This is a genomic window from Butyricimonas faecihominis, from assembly GCF_033096445.1.
In the GTDB taxonomy this organism is placed as follows: domain Bacteria; phylum Bacteroidota; class Bacteroidia; order Bacteroidales; family Marinifilaceae; genus Butyricimonas; species Butyricimonas faecihominis.
Genome location: NZ_AP028155.1, coordinates 880659 through 905707, shown reverse-complemented (window position 1 = coordinate 905707; position 25049 = coordinate 880659). Strand labels below are relative to the sequence as shown.

Annotated in this window: 17 protein-coding genes, 2 tRNA genes and 1 pseudogene; 5 read left to right on the top strand and 15 right to left on the bottom strand. The window is 39.6% G+C overall.

What is annotated here, in order from left to right:
• Window positions 1–83 precede the first annotated feature (83 nt).
• Both R8806_RS03720 and R8806_RS03715 read right to left on the bottom strand, forming a co-directional pair.
• Window positions 84–1397 (bottom strand): MATE family efflux transporter, encoded by a 1314-nt coding sequence (locus R8806_RS03720; protein ID WP_124316456.1) that lies wholly within the window; start codon window positions 1395–1397, stop codon window positions 84–86.
• Complete coding sequence (locus R8806_RS03715; RefSeq protein ID WP_124316457.1) at window positions 1394–4843, bottom strand: AAA family ATPase; 3450 nt, start codon at window positions 4841–4843, stop codon at window positions 1394–1396. Before R8806_RS03715 ends, R8806_RS03720 begins: the two co-directional genes overlap by 4 nt.
• Before the next feature lie 119 nt (window positions 4844–4962).
• On the opposite strand from R8806_RS03715, the gene R8806_RS03710 reads away from it, so the two are divergent.
• Window positions 4963–5265 carry a Dabb family protein gene (locus R8806_RS03710; protein WP_124316458.1) on the top strand — a complete coding sequence of 101 codons (303 nt, stop codon included), beginning with the start codon at window positions 4963–4965 and terminating at the stop codon, window positions 5263–5265.
• Between the two features lie 439 nt (window positions 5266–5704).
• Here the strand turns inward: R8806_RS03710 and R8806_RS03705 are convergent.
• Window positions 5705–5777, bottom strand: a tRNA-Gly gene (locus R8806_RS03705).
• Window positions 5778–5788: 11 nt separating this feature from the next.
• Window positions 5789–5861: transfer RNA gene (locus R8806_RS03700), tRNA-Gly, on the bottom strand.
• A gap of 253 nt (window positions 5862–6114) precedes the next feature.
• On the opposite strand from R8806_RS03700, the gene R8806_RS03695 reads away from it, so the two are divergent.
• The 3 genes and pseudogenes from R8806_RS03695 to R8806_RS03685 all read left to right on the top strand — a co-directional run.
• Window positions 6115–6627, top strand: coding sequence for a gamma carbonic anhydrase family protein (locus R8806_RS03695; RefSeq protein ID WP_087420195.1), 513 nt, complete (start codon window positions 6115–6117; stop codon window positions 6625–6627).
• A gap of 29 nt (window positions 6628–6656) precedes the next feature.
• Complete coding sequence (rpe, locus tag R8806_RS03690; protein WP_124318227.1) at window positions 6657–7307, top strand: ribulose-phosphate 3-epimerase; 651 nt, start codon at window positions 6657–6659, stop codon at window positions 7305–7307.
• A gap of 68 nt (window positions 7308–7375) precedes the next feature.
• A pseudogene (locus tag R8806_RS03685) lies at window positions 7376–8023 on the top strand (cell division ATP-binding protein FtsE); the annotation flags it as partial.
• 429 nt (window positions 8024–8452) lie between these two features.
• Here R8806_RS03685 and R8806_RS03680 read toward each other — a convergent pair.
• Window positions 8453–8911, bottom strand: coding sequence for an SPOR domain-containing protein (locus R8806_RS03680; protein ID WP_051466006.1), 459 nt, complete (start codon window positions 8909–8911; stop codon window positions 8453–8455).
• Between the two features lie 391 nt (window positions 8912–9302).
• Here R8806_RS03680 and R8806_RS03675 point away from each other — a divergent pair, with 391 nt between their 5' ends.
• A complete protein-coding gene (locus R8806_RS03675; protein WP_124318226.1) occupies window positions 9303–9851 on the top strand; it encodes an RNA polymerase sigma-70 factor in 549 nt (182 codons plus the stop codon).
• 26 nt (window positions 9852–9877) lie between these two features.
• Here R8806_RS03675 and R8806_RS03670 read toward each other — a convergent pair whose 3' ends face one another.
• The 10 genes from R8806_RS03670 to R8806_RS03625 form a co-directional block, all read right to left on the bottom strand.
• The gene (locus tag R8806_RS03670) at window positions 9878–11716 is read right to left on the bottom strand and encodes a TonB-dependent receptor domain-containing protein (protein ID WP_124318225.1); all 1839 of its coding nucleotides are present in this window, start codon (window positions 11714–11716) and stop codon (window positions 9878–9880) included.
• 9 nt (window positions 11717–11725) lie between these two features.
• On the bottom strand, window positions 11726–12202 hold the full coding sequence (locus tag R8806_RS03665; protein WP_124318224.1) for a carboxypeptidase-like regulatory domain-containing protein: 477 nt from the start codon (window positions 12200–12202) through the stop codon (window positions 11726–11728).
• Window positions 12203–12314: 112 nt separating this feature from the next.
• Entirely contained in the window at window positions 12315–15683 is a 3369-nt protein-coding gene (locus tag R8806_RS03660; RefSeq protein WP_151411481.1) for an ABC transporter permease/M1 family aminopeptidase, read from the bottom strand.
• A 29-nt stretch (window positions 15684–15712) separates the two neighbouring features.
• The gene (locus R8806_RS03655; protein WP_118302427.1) at window positions 15713–16120 is read right to left on the bottom strand and encodes a hypothetical protein; all 408 of its coding nucleotides are present in this window, start codon (window positions 16118–16120) and stop codon (window positions 15713–15715) included.
• A gap of 4 nt (window positions 16121–16124) precedes the next feature.
• Window positions 16125–16568: a hypothetical protein gene (locus R8806_RS03650; RefSeq protein WP_317715774.1), complete on the bottom strand. Its 444-nt coding sequence runs from the start codon at window positions 16566–16568 to the stop codon at window positions 16125–16127.
• A gap of 34 nt (window positions 16569–16602) precedes the next feature.
• Complete coding sequence (locus R8806_RS03645; RefSeq protein ID WP_124316871.1) at window positions 16603–17685, bottom strand: TlpA disulfide reductase family protein; 1083 nt, start codon at window positions 17683–17685, stop codon at window positions 16603–16605.
• A 74-nt stretch (window positions 17686–17759) separates the two neighbouring features.
• Complete coding sequence (locus R8806_RS03640; RefSeq protein WP_124316870.1) at window positions 17760–19340, bottom strand: PKD-like family lipoprotein; 1581 nt, start codon at window positions 19338–19340, stop codon at window positions 17760–17762.
• A 12-nt stretch (window positions 19341–19352) separates the two neighbouring features.
• On the bottom strand, window positions 19353–20171 hold the full coding sequence (locus tag R8806_RS03635) for a DUF4843 domain-containing protein (RefSeq protein ID WP_124316869.1): 819 nt from the start codon (window positions 20169–20171) through the stop codon (window positions 19353–19355).
• Between the two features lie 12 nt (window positions 20172–20183).
• On the bottom strand, window positions 20184–21668 hold the full coding sequence (locus R8806_RS03630) for a RagB/SusD family nutrient uptake outer membrane protein (protein WP_124316868.1): 1485 nt from the start codon (window positions 21666–21668) through the stop codon (window positions 20184–20186).
• 11 nt (window positions 21669–21679) lie between these two features.
• The gene (locus R8806_RS03625) at window positions 21680–25006 is read right to left on the bottom strand and encodes a SusC/RagA family TonB-linked outer membrane protein (RefSeq protein ID WP_124316867.1); all 3327 of its coding nucleotides are present in this window, start codon (window positions 25004–25006) and stop codon (window positions 21680–21682) included.
• Between the last annotated feature and the right edge of the window lie 43 nt (window positions 25007–25049).

Below are 25049 nucleotides of genomic sequence, written 5' to 3'. Positions count from 1 at the left end.
TTTTATTTGTTTATTTTCAACTACACGTATTTGCACCGCGAATATAATAAAAAGCGGGCAAATAAACCTATCCGATCTTCAATTTATGATCTCAGACTTTGGAGATATTTTAAAGTGAACACCTTTCGGCTCCATAAAGTCTGCATAATCCCGCGTAGCGCAAGGTAAACCAAGAAAGCCAACCATAACATATGGTTATTCGTAGCCCCGGAAAAACAATAATAGATCACAAAAAAACTACCGGAAGCCACCAGCATGGCCCATAACATAAAACGGGTAGCCGTGGCCCCGATCAGAATTCCATCCCACAGAAAGGCAGCAAATCCCGCTAGCGGAATAGCAAGCACCCAGTAAAAATAATGCCCGGCAGTCTCTATCACGACCGTGTCATTCGTTAACAATCCCAAGAAATTCTCTCCTCCTATCCCGTACAATAACGTGAAAACCAATGATAAACCAACTCCCCAGCCGAACAATGCCTTCACCGCCCGTTTCAATTGTACCAAATTACAGGCTCCCACGTAACGCCCCGACAGAGCTTCCCCCGCGTATGCAAAACCGTCCATGATATAGGAAAACAAGGTAAACAACTGCATGAGCAATGTATTAACAGCCAGAATTACATCTCCTTGACGGGCTCCTGTTGAAGTAAAGAATGTTGTCACTCCGATCAAGCAAAGTGTCCGAAGAAATATATCCCGGTTCACGGCAAAAAAACGCCGCATAGCTATCAATTGAAGACTTCCTCTAAACGTGATCCGTCCCCGCAGTTCTTTGTAATTATAAAACCAAAGCCACCAAGCCATCATCACTCCTGAATATTGCGCAACAACTGTCCCCAAAGCCACGCCTTCCACCTTCATCCCGAACAAAAAGACAAAACAGGAACTACACACGATATTAATCACGTTCATCACAATGGCAATATACATCGGGTAACGGGAATTTTGCATTCCGATAAACCACCCCGTGAAACCGTATTGTGCCAACACCGCCGGGGCCCCCCAAATACAAATTCTAAAATAAGAGACCGCGTATTGTTCCACCTCCGCACTTGTATCCAATAGTCGAAAAGCCAGCCGTTCTATCGGGTATTGCAGAATCAACATGGCCAAGGCTGAAAATAAACCGACACTCACCGCCTGCACAAGTACCCGTATTTCAGCATCTTTATCTTTCCGACCGTATGCTTGTGAAGTCAGCCCACTGGTTCCCATTCGTAGAAAACCGAAATTCCAGTAAAGAATATTAAATAACAATCCTCCCACAGCGATGGCACCGATATAGGCTGTCGCCCCTAAATGTCCCACGATCGTTACGTCCACCAATCCCAACAAAGGAACGGTAATATTAGACACGATAGAAGGAATAGCAAGATGAAGTATTCTGCGATTCATTGCTTGTACCCGATTGTATTCCTTTCTGATGTCATACTATCCAACATGGTAGGCGTGAACATTTCAACATCCTGTTTCGTGACCGAATGTTTCACATCCACGTCATTCGCTTTCTTATTCTGGGCCAAGCGCTGTACCCGATTCCGAATCATCATCTCTGCAACCAGTTTGATTAACCGGGCACTGGCATGACTACGTTTTTTATTCGCGACAATATAAGATATAAATTGTTCCATGTGTTGTTGAGCCATTCTCGTCATCCGGGCATTATCCGTGGCAAGATCACGTTTCAATATTTCCATTAACTGATCAGCCGTATAATCCTCAAAAACAAGAATATTAATCATATCAGAAACCTTTTCAACCTCGTCGTTGATAATCTGACGGGGAGGATCTTGTTTCGCATAGATCACGTTATAAGCCCCCGGTTGTGTTGCCAACTGATTCACAAGAATCGCCCTTACCCGATCCCGGAAACCGGAAACTTCATTCAGACTACTGGAATCTTCATCGAAGAAAAATAACCCTCCTTTCGATTGTAATAGAGCCATACCGATACTTTGTATAACATCTTCCTCGGTCAACCCGAGTAAACGTTCTACTTTAAAACTTGTAACCTCACTTTTATCTATAATCCCCATAGCTTTATAAATACGGGCAATAATCCGAGCAACTGTTCCTTTTCCCATTCCGGAGTTCCCGGTAAAGCACCATTGTAATGATACACGGGTATTTAGTTTCGTCCCTTGTTGATTATAATGACGAGCCAAATCCACGAAATCATGAATCTGTTTTTTGAGTTTCGTCTGTCCCACCATGTGATCCAGATCCTTCAAAGCCGAGGCAATCTCTTTCTCGTCGAAAGTATCTTTATAAGAATTGGGTAGCTCGGAAGTTGCCGTCGGAATATCCACGGCCATCAATGTCGTAATCTCCTTTCGAGTAAGTTCCCGCTCCTTCCTGATCTTCATGGTTCGAGCAGATAGGTTGTGAATGGCTTTATCCACCATCTTCTCGACAAATAAAGCATTTCCAAAGAATTTATCATGCTCGTTACATACTTGGGATACCAAGTTTTTAAATGCCTCTTTCGCTTTCGGATGCAGGGTATAATTCTTCTCTGCCACCTTCTGAATCGCTATCTCCAATAACTCTTCCGGCGTGTAATCGGAAAAATGGAAATGATACGGGAAAAGAGACTTCACTCTCGGATTTCCGGCCAGAGCTTTATCCATCGCTTCCGGGTCACCACTCAATATAACAATGGTATCTCCATTATCGGTAGGCGACAATTGCCCGAAAATAACACCTAATGCCGCGGCCCCTACATTATCCTGAAACAAGGTGTGAGCATCTTCCAAGAAAAGAATACCCCCTCTTGCCTGTTCGAAAATATACATGGCAATCTGTTGTGGAGGAATGGAACCATCACCGATAATTTCACCCCTACTCCTGACGGTCACCATAGAACTTTCCAGAATCCCGGCCGACTCGAATATCTCCCCAAGCATTCGGGCCACCGTCGTTTTCCCCGTCCCCCGATTCCCGGTGAACAGCATGTGCAAAGGCGGAATCACATCCGCGTAACCATGCTTTTGTCTTTCCCGGATAAAATAGATATAATTAATATAGCTAATCAAACTGTTTTTTAACTCTTTAGATCCGATCATATCATTCAACACATCAACAGACTTACTCGGATCCGGCTGTTCCAGTGTTTCGATGTCTTCCACCTTGATCAACATCATATCTTCCTTTGTATGTGTACCCTTGTGATTTACCATCAATCGCTTGGCCATCCGTGTCAAGGCATCATCCAGTCGCTCTTCTATAAACCGACCATTGGAAAAGCCGGATTCCCTCACGGAACAACAATCCTTCAACATATCGGAAAACTTATCCTCTGCTTCCGAGGTAAACTTAAATTGTCGCTTCTCCAACATTTGATGAGTAATTTCCATCAATTCCTCTGCCGAATAATCATCAAATACAAATTGGTAAGGGAAACATTTTTTCACGCCGGGAATTCCTTCTGTAATAGCCTGCAATGCCATAACATCGCCCGCCATGACAACCAACAAAGAAGGTTGCTCTTGTTCCAAAATTCCCAACAACACGGTAAAAATACGCATAGAAGGATCATTCGGATCATTGGTCGGGTACAATTCATCTGCATCCTCAATCAACAGAATACCTCCGATGCTCTTCGTGATAGCCTCCCGAATCAACTGTTCTTCCGCAGCCATTCCCGGACGGGTAAAATCCTCTCTCTTATACCGATGCACTTTACCGTTTGACAGTACTCCCAAACGGTAAAACATCTCTCCCGTGATCTCGGTAACCAAATGTTTACCTGTTCCCGGATTCCCCATAAGGATCATATTCAAAACCGGAAGTTTATCGTTAAAACCGTTCTCTTGTCGCATTTTCACGAATTCTGCCAACTCGTACATCCGGGTAATTTCCTCTTTCACTTTACGCAATCCCACTAACTGATACAATCGGGATAGAGCCTCTTCCTTATCTTGTGGAGTTGAAGGTTCTCCCGCCACTTCATGTACCTGCCCGTTGATTCCGGCAATTTCGTCGGTAAAATTGTAAGGTAAATCCTGTTCCCCGATCGAAAACTCCAATTGAATCACAGGCTGATCAAAACACAATACTTCAACCCTATATTTCCCTTCTTCCCAAAAATTACTCAATCCTGCCCCTAAATCCAAGGCAAAACAAAGCAAACGCTTTCCTTCCCGATTCGGAATGTAATAATTTCCTTTAGCTACTCGATTAGCTTTTAGTATTCCGTTAGCGTCAAACACGTTAATCAAAAATTCATACGTCCATTCACTCGATAAAAAATTCTCCGCCACCAGATAGAACCGAACGTCTTCCAATCCTTTGGCTGCAAAGGCCTGATACGAGTGAGGACGCTGCACATCAGGAGCTTCCTCCACGCATTTGTCAAACCCAATATCCAACAATTGAAAATAATCCCGGAACAAATCATGCGGTTCCAACAAATGGATTTCATCCGACACCCCGGCTTGCCCGTTTATCATCACTTGTACCCGATAAGCTCCTTCTTGAAACCTAAAGTCTGTAAAGTCCTCGACAGAAAAAGCAGTTGAAAATTGAAAAACAGACTCCGTTTCGGGGATGGTAACTTTTCCTCCTTTTTGTGCCACCAGTACAGGTTGCTCTCCATGCATATATATCAAAGCCGCCACAATCTCCGCATCCCAAGCTTTTTCATCAAACTGTTTATTTATCACTTCCGTGTCCACGAACAAAGTTTCGACCTCGTTCAAGCGGAAAACCGTACGATAATGCTTGTTTCCGGTAAAATCAATTACCTCGCTACAACTTGTGCGAATACTCTTGAATTTGAAATTTATATCTGTAGCAGTCTGATCTTTTGACGCTTTTGATTTTTTGGCCTTCTCCACCATAACTCGTTTGTTTTACATTTATTTTTCAATCCCCCCATCTGATCCTCCCTTGCATCCAAAATTAGTTTTATTTTTTATAAAAGACTACTTTTGCAACGTATTATTTAAAATCAAAAAGTATGCTAAAACATATTGTCATGTGGAAACTCAAGGAGTTTGCCGAGGGAAAAACAAAAGCAGAGAACGCGTTAATTATGAAAGAAAGCTTGGAAAGACTGGTCGGTATCGTTCCGGAAATCATATCATTACAGGTCGGAATCAATGAAAAGGAATCCGATATGGCATACGATGCGGTCCTAATCTCCACTTTTGCCGATGCCGAAGCGCTCGCCCGTTATAAAGTTCATCCAGAACACGTAAAAGTAAGTGATTACTGCAAAAAGATTCGGGAAAGTCGGACATTTGTTGATTTCACGGAATAGTCTCTTATTCACATCACCAAGCATTTTCTCCCCTCGTGAAAGGGTGGTTGAGAAGATAAAAACTAAAAGTTGAACTCTAAATTCTAAACTCTAAAATTAATCCCGGGTTTAGTATCCCTTTTCCCGGGGTTATCCATGTCCGTTACATGGCGGTGGGGCGATTATTAGGTGACTGTTAGGCGCCATCGCCCGATTGTCGCCCGATGCTCGCCCGATTATCGCCGCCATTTTAACAGATGGAAAGCAAAAATAACATACTCGAATAACCTGTCAACCGGGCCAATAACGAGGCTATTCACACTCAAGAATAAAATTACGAGCCATTATATCCCCGGCAAAAGGCTGGAATAAGGGATATACATTGATTTATAACTGAAAAGAATTTGGGAGTAACACATTACACAAAAAAACGAGACCAATAATTGATCTCGTCACAAGGAGCGAAAAACGGGGCTCGAACCCGCGACCCCGACCTTGGGAAGGTCGTGCTCTACCAACTGAGCTACTTTCGCATTTAAAAGTGAGCGAAAAACGGGACTCGAACCCGCGACCCTAACCTTGGCAAGGTTATGCTCTACCAACTGAGCTATTTTCGCATTTACTATTCCATTTAAGAACTCTGCCGTGGGTTATTCCCAACTGCGATGCAAAAGTAACACCTTTTTTCTAAAAGCAAAAAAAATCAGAGAAATTTTTCCAGCCTCAAGAATGAAATCTTTAAAAAGACCATCCCCTCTTGTTTTCTGCCATATATTTCGTAATTTCGACACGTTAAATTAGTTTACAAACCGGGAAGTTGAAAATTGAATTTTATTTTCCATTTTTCAACTCTCAATTTTCAATTATATTATGGCAATAATCAGAGAATTAAATGGACACACGCCGAAATTCGGCAAGAATTGTTTTTTAGCTGAAAATGCCGCTGTTATTGGCGACGTGGAGATGGGTGACGATTGTAGTATATGGTACGGGGCCGTTCTGAGAGGTGATGTACATTATATTAAAATAGGCAACAAAGTAAACATTCAAGATAACGCGACGATACACGCAACGTATCAAAAATCTCCGACCAATATCGGGAATAACGTTTCTATCGCCCACAATGCCGTGGTTCACGGATGCACGATTCATGATAACGTACTGATCGGTATGGGTGCTATCGTTCTTGACAACGCTGTCATTGAAAGTAATTCCATCGTGGCTGCCGGTAGTGTGGTGACGAAAGGTACCGTTGTTGAATCCGGTTGGGTATATGCCGGGGCTCCCGCTAAAAAATTGAAACAAATGGGTCCGGAACTCTTACGTGACGAAGTGGAAAGAATCGTGAATTCCTATTCCATGTATGCTAGCTGGTACAAATAATTTAAATTCTAAATTTTAAACTCTTTAAAATGAGCGTTATTGTTTCTCCCTCGCTATTATCTGCAGATTTCCTGCATCTATCAAAAGATATTGAAATGGTCAACCGTAGCCAAGCCGATTGGTTTCACTTGGATATCATGGATGGCGTATTCGTCCCTAATATATCTTACGGACTTCCAGTAGTTTCCCAAATAAAAAAAATGGCCACGAAACCACTGGATGTACATTTAATGATCGTGCAACCGGAACGTTACGTGGAGGCTTTTCATAAAGCCGGAGCAGACATATTGACCGTACATTACGAAACGTGTACTCATCTGCACCGCACTATCCAGCAAATAAAAGCACAGGGCATGAAAGCCGGGGTTTCACTGAACCCACATACCCCAGTCTCTTTGTTGGAAGATGTTATCGAGGATATTGATGTTGTTTTATTAATGAGTGTTAATCCGGGATTCGGGGGACAGTCTTTCATTGAACAGACTATCAATAAAGTTGACAAACTGAAGAAATTGATCATGGAATCTAACTCTCATACCCTTATCGAGATTGACGGCGGGGTTAATTTCGAAACCGGAAAACGCTTGGTAAATGCCGGAGCCGATGCCCTTGTAGCAGGTAGTTTCGTTTTCAACTCTCCCGATCCGGAAGCAAACATCAAAGGACTAAAGGAACTATAAATGGAAAATTGAAAAGATTCAGTGATTACAAAACGGTGGCCTTGTGCGGTTGGAATCTAAAATCTAAAATTAATAAGGTGGAAGCAATTATAAAACTGGAAAACGCCGTCATCCGGCAACAAAAAAACACGATTCTCAAAGATGTATCTCTGGAGATCAAAGAAGGTGAATTCGTTTACCTGATCGGTAAAGTCGGGAGCGGGAAAACATCTTTGCTCAAAACATTATATGCCGAACTCCCCCTTATTTACGGTAAAGGAGAAGTTGCCGGTTACCAACTGAGCAAGATCAAGAAATCACAAATTGCTTACTTACGACGCAAATGCGGGATCGTGTTCCAGGATTTTAAATTACTGACAGACCGGAATGTTTACGCAAACTTGGAATTCGTGCTGAAAGCCACAGGCTGGAGAGACAAGAAAGCAATCAAGGAAAGGATAAACGAAGTGTTGGATAAAGTCGAACTTCCTGACAAACGAGATAAATTCCCACATCAATTGTCCGGCGGTGAACAACAACGCATCGTGCTTGCCCGAGCATTGCTAAACGCCCCTCCTATCATCCTAGCTGACGAGCCTACCGGAAACATCGACCCGGAAACTTCCTATCGATTAGTTGAACTACTGAAAGACATCTGTGATAGTGGCAAAACAGTCGTTATCGCCACCCACCAATACGACCTAATAAAACATTTTCCGGGAAAAGTATTCCGATGTGAAAACGGTGTTCTTCAAGAAGATGTTTCGTTTTCAGAGAACCAAGCTGCCATGACAACAATCATCTCAGAAAATTCCGTTATTGATATTGAGAGTCCTACGGAAGAGATAGAGGAACCAACAGTTGTACATGAAGTTATTTCTTTAAATGAAGATCCGGAAATCCTCTCTCACACCGAACCGACTTTACAAGAAGGGCAAGAAATTACACTTGTAACAGAGGATTCTGAAATTACAGACTCCACAACAGTATTAATAGAAGAAAAAATAACGGAAGAACCACGGGATGCCTCCGAAGAAAATGTCTTATCTGGAAATGATGAAACGAAGAAAAAAGATGATAGCGGTCCTGATATTGTGGGATTTGAATTGATTTGATACTTAAAAGGTCGGCTAATGCCGACCTTTTATATCATCTTTATCTCGTATTTAGTTTTGCTTGGAAATCAACAGCCATGCATCTGCAAACTCCGGATATTGTTCACGAACTTTTAATAATTCTTCACGAGCGGATGCCTCTTCGTCAAATCCAGCAATACTTACCCGACTCATCCCGGCACTATTCTTCATGATAATACTGTGATAGCCCATCCCGTTCAATTTTGCCTGTAATTTCAAAGCATTGTCCACGTTTGAAAAACTGCCGACAATCACGTTATAACGTTTCAACACGTCCCCGTGAGTCATAGTTACATTCTCTTCCCGAGAAACGACAGGTTTTGTATTTTCAGTTTTCTTTGTGGGATTTTGTGCCGTGGTTTGCACGTTTTCTTTCACTACAACAGTCTCTGTCTCCTCTTCCTCAAAAGGTGGTGCGTAAACACGTTTGTTAGTACCGCAACTGACAGTGATAAATGCCAATAAAATTACAGATACAATAATTCTCATTTTTCCCAATTTTTAATGTTATCAATCTTATATTAAAGGGGCAAATTTAGTGATAATACACGAGAATTGGATTGGAATAAAAAAGATTTTTTCTTACATGAACGAAAAAAGAGAAAAACACGGATAAATCTAACACACCCTCCTAGGCTATTATTAATTGTTATAACAATATGCCAAAACAAGCATAATCTTCCTATCAAAAAACGAACGATTAATAATCAGTAAAAGTGTTGATTATTGGTTATTTTAAGATCGAAATTACTTTTATTAGAGTCTCTTTCCCAGTGGGAATAAAAAAATTAATAAAAACATAATTTCGATGTGAAAATAACCATTAATAACCTATATTTTTACTGATTATTAATCGTTGGTTTAAAGATACGGCATTTACATGGAAAGTCAAATAACAACAAATTTCTGGGGACAAGACAGCGATAAAGCTTTCCGCTATTTATATGACAAATACGCATCAACATTGCGCTATTTTTCAGCTAAATATGTAGATGATGATGCGACCATTGAAGATGTAGTACAAGATGCCTTTCTCAATTTGTGGGAAAAAAGGAACGAATTTAAAACAGAAAGCACGATAAAAGCTTATTTGTACAAAATCGTACGTAGTTTCTCTGTTGACACAATTCGTCGCAGAAACATTGCGAATCGATATGCCGAAAAAATTGTTCTCGAAAAAGAAGACCAAGAATTCTTTCTGGAAAACATCGTTGAATCAGAAGTTTTCCAGATGATCCAAACCGTCTTTAACGAACTCTCCCCTTCTTGCCGAGAAGTGTACCAACTCAGTCTTCATGGGAAATCTCATGAAGAAATTTCCCAGTTATTGGATATTTCAATAAACACCGTGAAAAAGCACAAGAACAATGCCAATCACTATATGCGGGAAAGATTGAAACACGTTCTTTCCATACTTTTATACATCTAAATTAAAATTTCATGTTATCAAGGAAACTATAGTTCTTTCACTCTATCTTCATTCTTTACTCCCCGACCACTTTTCTTTACACGATCACACAAGCGTCCAAAATTATAGACTAGGGTAAACGACACCCACCGACCTCGCCATTGTTCATCTTTGTGGTAGTAAAACGAGTCTGTTTCTTTCACGTTTTCCACATTGATATGTTTCCATAAAAACTTGTCCACATCAACGAGGAAAGATAGCCTTGAGGTAAAAGCATATTCTCCTCTCAAAGTAGCTGTCGTGAGATATTCAAATTTTGTATGTTGCACAGATGTTGACATAGGACGAATATTGCCAATAATTCCAATAGTGGCCTTTTTGAATAATGTGACATAAACTCCTGCAGCTGATTTAAAATTCCAAAGTGGAAAATTACTTCTAGCGATAGAATAATACGTATATTTTGCCTCTCCTGTACACCATATTTGAAGTTTATCAGGGATTTTGTATTCAAAGTTCATATTAAAAGAAAGCATTTCCGAACGATTCATATTCCCGTAAGTAGTGACAAGCACTCCTGTTTCATTCGTGTAGTCATAAGGATATATGGCATTACCTGAATGTTTATACTTTGCTGAAAAAGCTAAACTCGTCTTTTCTGTATAAAAGCGATAACTCATCGAGAGCAACTGGGATATTTCCGGTTCTAAATCGGGATTACCAACTTTCCAATGTGAAGGATCAGAACGATCTACAAAAGGATTCAGATAATAAATATCCGGGCGGAAAGAAGGTACTGAATATAATATTGAAAACGTAGATTTCCGACTTAATAAAAATATAGCTGAAGCACTGGGCGTTACATTAAAGAAATTCTTTCGTACCTTTTCGCTCTTCCTACTAAATTGCATATTATTCATTGTTTTCTCAAAACTCACTTCTGCCCTTAAACTCATTTTGATTGTAGAAAAAAAATAACTTGCCCGAAATGCCGAAACATATTGATCATAATTCAATTCCTCATCACTGCGATACTGTCTGGCAACAAGTTTAGCCGTCAGGAAATATGAATGTTTCTCATTTATTGGATTCGTAAAATCCACTCCTGTTGTGTGTTCCGTTAAACGCAAGCTATTCTTAAATATTCCCCTAGAATCCTCTATCCCCAACATCCCTGTTAACTCCTGTCCATACTGTTTTTTCCCTTGATTATTTTCCACGCCATACGTGGCAGTAAAAAGCCTCCCTTCTTTATTCCGGAACGACTTCTGATAATTAATTTTTCCATTCCACCGCTCCTCTCTGTTGATATTTCTATTTTCAAAGGAATAAATTTGTACCTTGTTATCTTTTTTATTCCATATCGTAGTTTTTCCTTCCTGAAACTCCCTTTCCCGATAGTAGGTGTATTGCCCGGTAAAGGTGAGTAAATCATTGTCTGAAAAATCGTAACTTGCGTTTAATTGTAACTCATGCGAATCATCTTTCGACCAAGTTATCAATTCTGATTCCGTTCTGTGTATCGTGTCATCCCTATAATTTATTACCTTTGTCTTATCTGTTAACTCCGAATAATAGGTGTATCCCGGTTGATAATTCACGTTATACACCAATTTCCCAATTTTTGAAGTTACCCCTAAATTCGGTTTAATGAAGTCTTTACCGAAATCAATCATAATATTCCCGACAATACCATCCGGCAAACTCCCCTTTGTCACGATATTAATCACGGCAGTCTTATCACTGTATTGTCCTTGTGGCGAGGTGATTAATTCAACTTGTTTCATCTTATCTCCTTGTAACAGTCGAGCTACGTATTGATTTGCCTCCGAAAGAAAAAGATTCTTTTTCCCGTTAATCGTAATCACGAAATTCGTCCCTCCCATCACTTGTAATTATTTCGTTTTCAAGTCAATATTAACAAACGGAAGTTTCTCTAGTATCTGCATCGCCACAGAATTTTTGGCCATTGAATCTTGCTCCACATCATATATGATCCGATCTACTTTTGTTGTTAAAGATTTTTTGTGCTTTATTACAGTTACTTCATCCAAGGTAATCCCTTCTTTTATTCTAAACACACCTAAATCTCCTCGATTTCCCTCTATCAAAATATTTTGTTGTAAAATCTCGAATCCTACACAGGATATGTTCAATTTATACATCCCCTTTTCCACGGCTTGGATTAAAAAGAAACCATCATCATCACTTACAGCATGGGCAATAACCTTTAAATCTGAATTTAGTAAAATAACATGGGCTTGAGAAACAGGTTTCTCCTCCAAGGTTTTGACATAACCTTGTAAGATTTGTCCAGTTCCTTTACAAACGACCAAGAAAAATAATATCAAAAATAATATTCCTTTTTTCATTAGATTTCCTATAACTTTTTATTCAAATTAGATTTCTTCACGCAAGAACTTAAATTCTGAATTTATTATCGTCTCTATATTAGTGTTTTCGCCTTCTCGATTATTACTACATTCATGACTTCTTTACCCACTTCACCGCATCCACAAAAACCAATTGTTCCGGGAAAGCCCCCTTATCATGTAAAATTAGTTTTACTTTACCCTTGGCTAGCGGGAGAACACCTACTTGGATCCAACCACATTGAGGCATTTGTTGCTGGTAAGAATATTCTTCCTTTCGTCCGAGATTGTCTGACAGATAAATGTTTTGCAGTCCATTTCGGAGAAACGACATCACAATATCCGCACGATAATCTCCTTGCTCCAACGTGTAATAATAGGCCACTGAATCAGCTTGCCTTTGGTACCTGAAATCCAGGTCTAACTTGTATATAGACACCCCATACTCTCCTTGTTCCGGAATTTCCGTTTTCCATTCCGCACGGGCCTGGCTGTTTTTCGTCTTTTTACCTAAAAAACTCCGTACGGGAAAACCGTAAGCATCTATATAAACGGAACTAACCCATCCCGGGGCATTGTCGGTCAGAAAATCGACCCCACTATCTTCCACGATCATCTTATCCTGCAATAATTTCCCTAACAAGGATTCTTTCGTCTCCGAAGCGAAAACATGAAATCCTTGATCCTCATTGTCCACGACAATCTCTCCTGAAGACGGTAAAAAGCAAGAGGGTTCCAACTTTTTCCGTCCCGCATGAACAAGCGCTTCCTGGGGAAATTCCATGAAATTGTAAATATAATTACCCGGGATATTCTGCGCCAAATTAGATTGCAAGATCACACCTCCTACACTATGGGATAACGGGAAACAAATCCGGGAACATTCACCGGCCCGGATCATAAAATCCCCTACATTCAACAAATCTCTTGAACCATCGCCTTTATCCGTGTACGCGGAAATAATTCCGTTCACGTCTGAAGAATTCCATACACTGAAAGCAAGCATCGGCCCTTCGTTTCCCTTCCCCGTGTATTGTTCAATATCTTGTACACGAAGTGCGGCAAGTCCATGTTGGTCATACAATTCGCATGTTGCCTCAACAAGATCGAAATTAAATTCACGTTCAAATTCTTCCGCCAGACATTCGAAAGTAACGCGAGAAAAAGAATTCCTAGATCGGAAATTGTTCATGAAAACAGCAAAACTATCCTGATTCACTTTTATATTAATCTGTTTTCTCAAATAAGCGGCTTTTAGCTTGTAAATAGCATCTAAATCACAAGACTTTCCCGTTCCTTTCAATACATCTCGTAAACTTTGCGAAGAAAGAGTCCGTATCGCTTTATGTTCACCGGTTTCTCCGACCTTGTATAATTCCCATTGTATATCAACTTGATTATTTGCTCGCATTCCTGTCATAATTCGATTAATGCCCGGAAAATTTTCAGAATAAATGTAATCGCTAAAATCAGTAAACATGGGAAGAATTGAAGCCGGATTCTTTATTATTTCCGGTGTAATTTGCTGCCCGGCAATAAAATCCGGCAACGCCATTTTTCTCAACACGCTAATTTCTTCCCCTACATTCGCCGTACAAAAATTACGAATCGCCTCACTTTCGATCTCTGTTCTAGAACTTCCGATAACGGCTTTTTCTCTTTTATCCGCATACTCCTTTACGGGAAGATAATCTGATTGATCGCAACAATTTTCCGGTTTAAAGATTAATTCCGGTTGAATCCGTTCACTCCTTTTCCTATTTTCGCCACGATAAGCACAAAAACTAACCGGGGTTTCAATGAAAGCCAATTTATGAAAAGGATAAACTTCTCCGGTTAGTTTTTCAAAATATGCTTTAGCCTCACCAATTCCTTGCACAAGCCCTTCTCTAGTCGCCTCAAGCGAAGAGAACAAGGCTCCTTTTTCATCAAAATAATACAATTCAAAACGAGTATCGTCAATCGTAATCTCTCGTTTATTATACCTGCCCATGCACAATGTTAATCCCGGCAATGCGTGAGCATGATCAAAACGGGTTCCATCCCCCGTTTGTGAAGCCTCCCCTTGAGATATAACGGTATAACTTGAATCATGGATAACGGTTAACACGTAATCCGTAAAATACCTGTCGGCAAATTGTAATGCCACGGGAGATGTCTGAAACTCCACAGTCGGATACCATAAACATTCGGGAGTTAACAACGTGTATTTATCATCAACCAAAGCTGTATGTTTCCCGTATCTCAAAATATTAATACTCCATTGTGTCGCATAATAATCCTGATCCGGAATATCTAAATAACAAACACTCTCGTCAATTTCTCCGGCATAACGAATCACGAACTCTTTCGCCTCTCCCGGCTCCAAAGAATGGTGTAATGATATGGCAAAATCTTTTCGATCGAAATTCACGCTAGTCTCTCCAGTCGTTATGCCATCAACATATAATCCGGGATTCAGGAAAAGGAAAAATCCATCTATTTTTTCCCGGTAGGGATTACGAATAGTCAGCGTGTCATTCACGATCATCCGAGTTCGATGTTGGCTATACTCGATATGTTGACGGATAATTTCCACACGTTTCCGTGTTGCATACTCCATGTACAATTTCACAAACTCCTGTCTTTTCTGTCGGTCTTTTTCAAAATGGAAATAATAAGTTCCTCCTACCCAGATTCCTGTAATCAGCACAATAACCCCCATCCATTGTATCCATCGTCTATTTCCGGGATTATTCGGTAAACGTTTCAATCTAACTACAGATAGCAACATGAAGGCAATACCTAACATGGCAAATGCGATTCGTTGAGTCACATACGGGAAAAGTCCCACGTGTTTTCCCGTGGCATCCGAGAACACATTAGGTATCGAAATCGCCAGATAGTCCAAACTGCCATATAAATAATCCGTCAAAACAAAAACATTAAAAAAGATATATCCTATCAAGCACAATAACGCCACGGGCCATATTTTTATCGTGACGGTTATCCACAAAGTTATCCCGACCAAAAACAATAAAGAAGGGAGAGTTAATGTCATGAAATAAAATACATACGGGAAAAAAACAGGAGATGATTGCATTGAAAATTGATGGAACCCCCATGTAATCACAATGACCAGCACGTTCAACACCACGAAACTCCCCACAACAGCCAGTAATTTCCCCATTGCGTAATCGCCATTCCCATGAGAACGTGTGCTTAGCGATTCAAAAGAGTCTAAAGAACGATCTCTCCGGATAAAATCACCCGCTATAAAGAGGATAAAAATTCCCTGAATAAAATTGAAAAGAAAAGCACTCACGAAAGGAATCGAACAAGATAGTGCATTCAGAAAATGAATAGGAAAGTCCACTTGTATAAACCATTGAGCCGCCAGACTCCCATCTACCAATAAAAACACGAGAAAAATGAATAACCAATTTCTCCTTAGTAGCTTTGCCTCATAGTGACTGATTAATAGTATTTGATTGATATTCATAATTTTCGCGTTTTAAGTTATTAAAATATTTAAGCCATTTCTACATAAATCTTTTTAGGTAATATAAAATATGATTCCCACACCTCTTCTATTTCCTCTCTCTGATTTTGAGAAAAACGATAATCACCCAATATTGTAACAGTTATAAACAAAAATTGATTACTAGGCATCATTAAATCAACAATTGGTTTTGTATACCAAAGTGTCGGATTTTCCACATATACATTAAAATGATGAAAAACACTAATCTTAAACGAAACCCTTCCATCAACATCAGTTATTCCATGATAATTTTTCCCGCCAGCTTCATGGACTGAAATACCCATTCCTTTTATAGGATTACCGAAATTATTACCAACTAAAGTTATATACAAATTATCTTGTCCAAATGAAGCCAAACCACAAAGAACGAATAAAATCATTAAATACTTTTTCATAACATCATAAATTTTTATTATTATATTTCTTTCTAAAAATTTTATACCCTTGTAATGCCATAAGTAGCATAACTGCACCTATCCCCCACCACATCCACGAAAGACTTTTACTAGCATTTAAAAGTTTCATCTTTACAATTGGAGATTTATTCACCATATCATTTTTCCAAGTGACACGAACTTCCTCGATTGGTTCATACCCTTCTTTACTAAATTGGAGATAATACGTTCCAAAGTTTTGTATTTCTATTTTCTTAATCTGCCCTTTAAAATCAGTTTTATTAACAACTTCCTCTTTTACAAACCGATGAAGACTATCATATACAATTACTTTAGGTTTATCAATAGGATTCCCTTCTGAATCAAACACGCCAATCTTTATTGCAGGTTCAACATACTGTGGTTGAGCTTGTGTCAGCAAACTGGTTCCAGATAAAAGTCCTAACAAACACACGAATTTTATTGCTAGATGTATCATTTCTTCATTTATTATTTTTTACAACATGCTCAATTTCCTCCATTCCCGGATTGGTATCCAAAACCATCCCATCCGGAGAAATCAAGTATAGAGTAGGCAAAAATTCTACCTTATAATCATCGGCTGTATCACTTCCGTTTATCTCCTGATCAACACGTAATTGTTTCCATATAGGTTGATCCTCTTCCACGGCTTTTAACCAATCCTCCTTTTTCTTGTCACAGGAAATAGCAATCACTTCAATCCCTAATTCTTGCAGACGACCATATTCTTTTTTCAACTCTTTAATCTTCATGCGACATGGTTTACACCAAGAAGCCCAAAAGTCAATCAATAAATATTTCCCCTTGTAATCCGACAATTTTACGTTTTCCCCCTTTAGATCCGGCAAAGTAAAATCCGGGGCTTTACCCGTTAATTGTTTTTGTTTTGCCGCCTCATATTTTTCCATGATCTCCTTTCTTATTTCCGAATCAGGTCCATCCCCCATCGCTTTCACAGTTCGTGTGAATAATTTAAAATCATAACTGATTATCCACATATTATCCTGTACCAACATGGCCGCCACGGAACTACCACTGAAATCAGTCACCATATCCAATAGCAGATCGTTCCCTTGTTTCCATAATCGTTCATTTTCTCGTCCCAATGACTCTAAATCCCCTTCATCACTTGTTTCTGCCATTCGTTTTTGCAAATCGAACCTTTCCGTCGAGTTCTTCTCGATCTTTTCGAGATGAGCGTTTAACCGGGATTGCATTCCTTCCTGCCCGGTCTCGACTAAATAATTATTACCTATCTTTTTCAACTGGTACTCTCCGGGTTCTGAATAAAAATAAACTCTTCCACCATAGTTTCCCATATTTAAATAAAGCAAACGATTCTCCGCCTTACCTTTTAATGTAAAAGTACGATCCCCACGTACCGTACTTTTTGCAAGAGTATCAGTACCTTTCCCTTCCCCCGTGAGTAAATAAACTTCAGTGGCTTTACTATTTTCGGGCAGGGTACCCTGAAGGGTATAATAATCCGAAGGTGTACATGCTAGACACGCCACACCCAATACAATACAATCTATGATTTTCATGTTGTAAGAGGTATATATTTCAAAGGAGACGCTTTAAGCATCTCCTTTGAAAAAAGATTCATTAAAAAGATTCATTAAAAAGAATTAGGAAAATAACTATAACTAACCATGGACATAGACGGATCGACATAATGCATCTTCACCACTTTCCCCTCTCCTTCCAGCACGCGCACCGGCTTACCATAAGGCTTACCTCCAAGAATCTCGTATAAATACACTTTATACTTCCCATCCTTATGAGTAGCAAATACCAAATAATCAAAGTTTTTATCTGCATTATCAGAACCCGACCAGTAACGATTACTAATATAAGTAATCTCTTCTCCCGTAGCCATATCCGTCGGACGAAGTAACTCTTCCGTATTCTGTACCAGATCATACATATACAATTGATTATCGTTTACAAAATACATCACTTTAGCTGTCAACTCATTCACGGCAAACAGATTCGCCCCGTTCAATTTAGACGAAGTTGCAACTTCTGTTACCTTTTCAATCGGGTTAGAAGGATCCATTCCCAACACCAACTGATAAATATAATGTTTTCCTGCAGTATTCTCATCTTCAAACAAAGCATACCCTGTACTCGTTTCATCCATGTAATTCTTTCCAAAGAATTTCAGATGGTGAGTTATACCGTTAGGCTTATTCGGTTTTTCTTCACCATTCTTGTCCAAATCACTATAAGTATGTAAGCTACCATTAAAATCCAAAAACAAAAAGCGTCCTTTCAATTCGTCTAAATAATAAAAACAAGTACTCGCAAACACACCGTTCTGGTTGGGTTTTGTTTCCTCGTCATCATTTACCATAGCGGGGAATCCGAACTTTCCCGTTCCTAACAAATCCCAAAGGGATGCTTGTGTAGAAAAGTATGCTCCTTTGTCAGAAATATATCCGACCCCGTATGCATTTCGCCACACATAATACGGCTTTTCTTCGGGAGCCTCACCACCAAGGAACATGTTACTATGAGTGTAAATCGTACTCATATCCTCGATATTAGAAATCCGGACATCCTTCTCCGTGCAAACAGTTAAAGCCTTCGTGATCACGTATTCTGCCGTGGTTTCATCAACAAAACAATATCCGGGATCTAACCCTAAGCTAACCGGTGCATCAGGCATATGTTCCCCATCCATTTTCAAGAAAATATTATCCACTAAACTGTTATCAGAAGCGTGCAAATCCACATCTGTTGAATTTCCCATATCTTTCAACAGGTAGAAACCTTCTGAAAATTTAGTCACCACGCTCAAAGACATCACCTGATACGTTTCCAGTTTATTGCTCTTATTCGTTACCCGAAATGTCAAATCATAAAACCCTTGTTTAATATTTACCGGAAAATCCAACACCCGATCAGTTCCAATCGTGTCCAGTATTATCTCTATTTTATTGGAAGTCGTACCCGACCCTTTCGTCAGGTTCAACGTCCATAAATATTCAAAATCACTCTCCCCACCCGTTGCCGTAACGGTTGGTTCCAGATGAAGAACATCCTGGTAGGACGTTTTCGTGTAACTCTTTTCCAATCCTTCAGTATTAATCGTACTGATTTCATGATAGTCATAGTTTCCCTCGTCGTCATAACATGCCGAAACAAGTAACGCGAATAAACAGACTGATAATATATTGTATATTTTCTTTTTCATAACTTGTCATTATTATCTTTCATACCGGGTAAATCTAACTAACGCACCTTCCGTTTCACCGGGCTCCGGTGCCTCTCGAAGGGGTTCTTCACCTCTGGCAGCTCTCGCCTCATTTTCAGCAGCCAATTTCCGAGTGAAGAAATAGAACCAATAATCCGTCATTCCCATATCAACGCTACTCGGATCACCAACTAACGAATAGAAAAAGTCATCGTTCATCTTGATTCCTAAATCTGCCGTGGCATCAATCATAAACTGATGCTTCACTTTACCATATTTTCCAGCGAAATAATACGATGCATAAAAATCCCAGTATTTCGGTTGCATCAATATATCTGCCACCCGAATGATCTTCTTCTGATATTTTTCGTAGCCGGGAATAAAGTTTTCATTGTGACCGATCTGAACACATAATGTCACCTCCTGTTGTTTTAATGAAGGATCACGTTTTAATATTATCGGAAAACGTACGGTATTTTTTCCCGCTGGAATCTTGTAATAATCGGCAACAAGCGGATCATCAAAAGCAATATAATGCTTTCCTGCCACGGCTTGTTCTCCCTCTCCTTTCTTCACTTGTTCCAGTACAAACGAACGTTCATGATCTTCTACATACCCCATCGTTTCAACTTCCAACCAAACGGTATCGAATACCCGGGTTTCAACATCGTAAACAAATGTACGAGGAATCACGGTATCGGCCATCGTGAATGGTTCATATATAAAATTCAAACGATTCTCCGGTGAATTATACACCCCCATCTCATCTTCACATGCGAATAATCCGAAAATCGGTAATAACCATAGTATATATTTATTTATCTTTTTCATAGCTTTCTACTTTTAATTTGCGTTCAGTTCTGTACTTGGTAATGGCACAATATAATCCTGTTCGCCAACCTCCCGATCCGTCTTCCATAACATATTTTTTATTCCCAAACGTTTGTAAGTATAGAACATTTGTCCTTCTCCAAAGAATTCTCTACGATATTCCCGGATTATCTCGGTCATCAACTGTTCTTGTTGTAAAGGAGACGCATCCACGTTTCTCGCTTTCATATAAGGAATATAAAGAGCATTAGCCTCATTCAGCGTGGGAGCAGATTCGATAGCAATCAAGTACATCTCGGACAAACGAATCAATGGAACCACCTGTTTCTGCGTGGCCAACACCTCCATATCCGTGTTCGTGGTTGAGGACGGTTGATTGTACTTTTTTAGCAAAGGTTTTATAGCCCCTTGATTATCAGGTGTACGATCCCACACTTGCACTCGGTTATTCACGGCCGTAGATTGTCCGGCAAACAAATCATTATTAAACTGTTTTTCTGTAAGGTATATTCTTTCAGTTTTATCGGATTTAAACAATTTCTCTGTATTACTTTCAATCTCGTAATTACTTAAAGCCAAAATACATTCTGAAGGCAAAGCAAAATTACTACTACTAATATCTCCCGCTCCCGCCAATTCCAAAACTTTCTTACCATTCTTATCGACGGCATCAATAATTTCTTTTGCTGCAGTATATGCTTCTGTTTTCTTCCCCATATACATATACAACCTTGCCCGAATTGCTTTCACAGCATAATAATTGAAACGGAAACGTCTAAATCCCATAAACTCGTCCGCCAGCTCTACATTATAATTTTTTGTATCGAAGAAATTATCCAATTCTTGGAAAGAATAAGTAAATAACGGATCATGATCTTTAAACAAAGCTTCAGCCGCATCTAAATCAGCAAGAATCAAATTCGTGAAATCATTATATGAATAATGCGGAATCATCACCGTGGACACGGTTTTAGCATACGCCAAAGATACCTGTTTATCAGAATTTTGCGGCATTTGCCCAAACAAACGTAATATTTCCATGTGACAAAATGCCCGAATCGTTAATGCCTCTGCCTCTACAATTGCCCGCATATCCTCGTTCGTGATCACCTCCTTGTGATCGGGCATATTCTGTAGTATAATATTGGCTTGGGCAATTGTATTATACATCTCCCCGTAAATTGCGGATATTAATGTCTTCGGATAATCGTTTTCATATTTGAAAGCCTTGAGATCCTCTGCCCCCCGATAATTACTCTCCTGATAACTCCAATGTTGGGCCATAAATTCAATATCCGTAATCGTCAAACTTAGCCCATATAAATTTTTGGAATTCAATTTAATATAGCAGGCAGTCAAGGCATTTTTAAACCCGGAAACCGACTTGAACATATCTTTTTCATCGGTTTGAGTCTCCGGCTTTACATCCAGCCAATCATTACAAGAGGCTAGCGATAAAGTTGCGAATAACGTGATATATAGTAAAATTCTTTTCATAATACCATTGTTTAAAACATTAATGAAAGGGTTAAAGCCAGTCTGCGGGCAAACGGATAAGAAGTTCCTCTTTCACGCTTGATAGAAGAAATATAGAATATATCCGACATATTAGCCCCGATACTGATTGTCTCAACTTTCCACTTGTCACGCAAGAAATCTGAATGTAACCGATACTCCACACTGGCACTTTGGAATTGGAACACGTTATCATCCATCACGAAACGGGAAGTTGCTTTTGTCTCCACGGAACCGTATCCCTTGTAAGGTTTCACGTCTCCAATATGCTGCCATCTCTTTTTCAACACACGACTATCAACATTATTCTTATCAATTTCACCATTGGTCACTTCCACCTTGTTAAGCAAGGTTTCGTTATATTGTTGGCCCCCCCATTGATAAGCAAATGACAGATTCACGGAAAGATCCTTCCAAGCAAAGTAAGTACTGATATTACCTCTGTATTTAGGTTCATCGACTCCAAAATAACGCTTGTCGGATGGATTCCATTTATCCGTGATATTCCCATTCTTATCCAAGAAAATTTCATATCCGGTACTCGGATCAATTCCCATGGAAGGAACAGCCCAAATTGAATTCTGTGCATACCCTTCATACAATAACTGATTAATCTCTACATCTTTTGATTTGTAAAGCTCATTCTGCCGTTTGATTGCTTCAGAAAGCTTGGTAATTTCATTCTTCGTGTAAGCTAATTTGGCTGTCATAGACCAGATGATATTCCGGTGCGTATCACGCATTAAATATCCACTAATCATGGCCTCGTAGCCCGTATTTTTCACCTCTCCCACGTTATCCACGTAAGAACTGAATCCGTTCGCCAAAGGCAAATCCATTTGAGACAACAAATTAGAAGTCTTTTTACTATAAATATCGAAAGATGCCGACAAGCGTCCGTCGAAAAGTCCAACTTCAACACCACCGTTTAATTGCTTGGTAACCTGCCATTTCAACTTTTCATTTCCTAATCCCATCAACTCAGACCCGTTCCAAATAATGTAACGTTTTCCCGTATAACTCTGGAAAGTTGACAAAGCCTGATAGGAAGAAAACTGTTGAGATCCGGTTTCTCCGTACGATCCTCTAATCCGAAGATTATTCACGATATTCTGATTCTGCATGAACTTCTCGTTATGCACGTTCCACCCGATACCGGCACTCCAGAACGGGGCAAATTTATTTTTTGTCCCGAACAACGATGAACCATCCACACGGAAAGATAAATCCATGAAATAACGATTGTTATAAATGTAGTTGACATTCCCGGTAAAACCAACCCGACGAGACAATTCTTCCGTACCTTTCGGTACCCCATTTTTCTCATACTGCAAAGCATTACCGATGAAATCCAATTTACCATCAGGAAATCCTTCCACGATAAACGTGTAGAAATGATTTTTCTTCTGGGCTATAGAATAATCGAATCCGGCATATAGCTGGTGTTTTTCATGAAATATCTTTGAATAACTCAACGTCACGTTTGCATCAATATTAATATCCTCACCTGTTCCGTAAGTGTACTTTCCTTTGCGAAAATAACTATCACTATCTGTAGCAGTCGCAAAAGTCGTGTGATCGGCAGGTAAATAATTATCAGAAGTACTATTTTTCTTTTGTAAGCCTAATTGAGCTCGTAAACGCAAATCATGATTAATGCTCCATTCAATAGAAAAATTATTCGTGATCAAGGTATATTTATCCTCGTCGATTACCCCCAACTGGGCATTATAAAGCGGGTTATACTGTTTTGTCCCTTTTATCGTGTACACCTTGATATATTCTCCATTCTCATCTTTTATCCGGTAATACGGATTCATTTTGGCATAATCAGAGAATGTTCCATATTTACTTTCTTTTCCTTTATTTATATCAATACTAGTCTGATTCTTAAAGAGCACATTCTTCACGGAATATGACAAAGTTACCGTACCACTGAAAGTATTTCTCTCGGATCCCTTCATCGCTCCTATAACAGAATTATAAGAAATATTTGTTCCCCAACGAAAAGACTCATTTCCACCCTCTAGACGCAAATTATATTTCTGACCAATACCGGTCTGTACCGGTTGGCTCAACCAATGCGTGTTCACACCTTTCAACACCTCCGAATATAATTGACCATATTTCTCCTTTAACGCCCGATCGTTAACGACATCATCTTCATCATCATAGAGTCCGACAATCCGCTCCAATTCCAATTTGTCACGGGCATTCAATAAATCGTATGAAGAAAGGTCTGGCATTTCAATATTCATTCCTCCTTGCACGTAAATTTTCAATTTACCGGCTTGAGGAGCCTTCGTGGTAACAACAATAACACCATTTGCACCCCGAGAACCATAAATTGCCGTGGCAGAAGCATCTTTCAGTATGTTGATACTTTCAATCTCCTCGTCATTAAAATCCATTAACTTCTGCAAAGTAATCTCGAATCCATCCATGATTACTAACGGAGCATTCAATTGTTTGGATGCTTGTTGATTTAATTCATCCACGCTCATGGGTAAAGAGGAATTACCCCGGATATTAATTTCCGGTATCACGTTCGGGTTACTTCCCAAAGCATTGTCCATCACGACATTGATTGAAGGGTCGATGTTACGCAACGTGGCTAACAGATTTTGGCCTTTGTACATCTTCAACTCTTTGGCAGAAACGGCCGTAACAGCCCCCGTGTAACTTTCCTTGGATTTCGTGAAAATACCGGTCACAACCACGTCGTCCAATGTTTCCGAATCCTCGACTAACTTCACGTCTAGTTGCGTCTTCGAACCGACGGCAATTTCTTGAGTCTTCATCCCGACGAAAGAGAAGATCAAGACTTGCTCACTATCACCGGGTATTTCCAATTTATACTCCCCGTCAGCACCAGTTGCCGTTCCCAAGGTCGTACCTTTAATGATAACCGTAACTCCCGGCAACACGTTTCCTTGCTCATCCGAAACCTTACCTGTAATTGTTTTCGATTTTTTTTCTTCTTGGCTTACAGCCTTTTTACGAATAATGATCGTCTTACCATTTATCTCGTAACCGAGATCAGTCCCTTTAAGACAATCCGTTAAAATTTGTTCAATCGTTGCATCTTTAAAAGCAACATCTTGTCGGGCAAATGATTCCAGATTCACGTCACGATAAACGAAATCATAATCAGAATTCTTACGGATCTCACTGATAATCTCTTTTAAAGACGCATTTTTCAATGAAAACGTAATCTTTCTTTCCTGCGAATACGCATTCAGACTAATTTGGGTTGTGAAAATTAAGAAAAGGAGGAATAAAAACCGCCTCTTCCCGACGACATTAGAAATTTTCTTCATAACTTTGTTTTTTGAATTCAACAATTCCTCACACCCTGTGCCA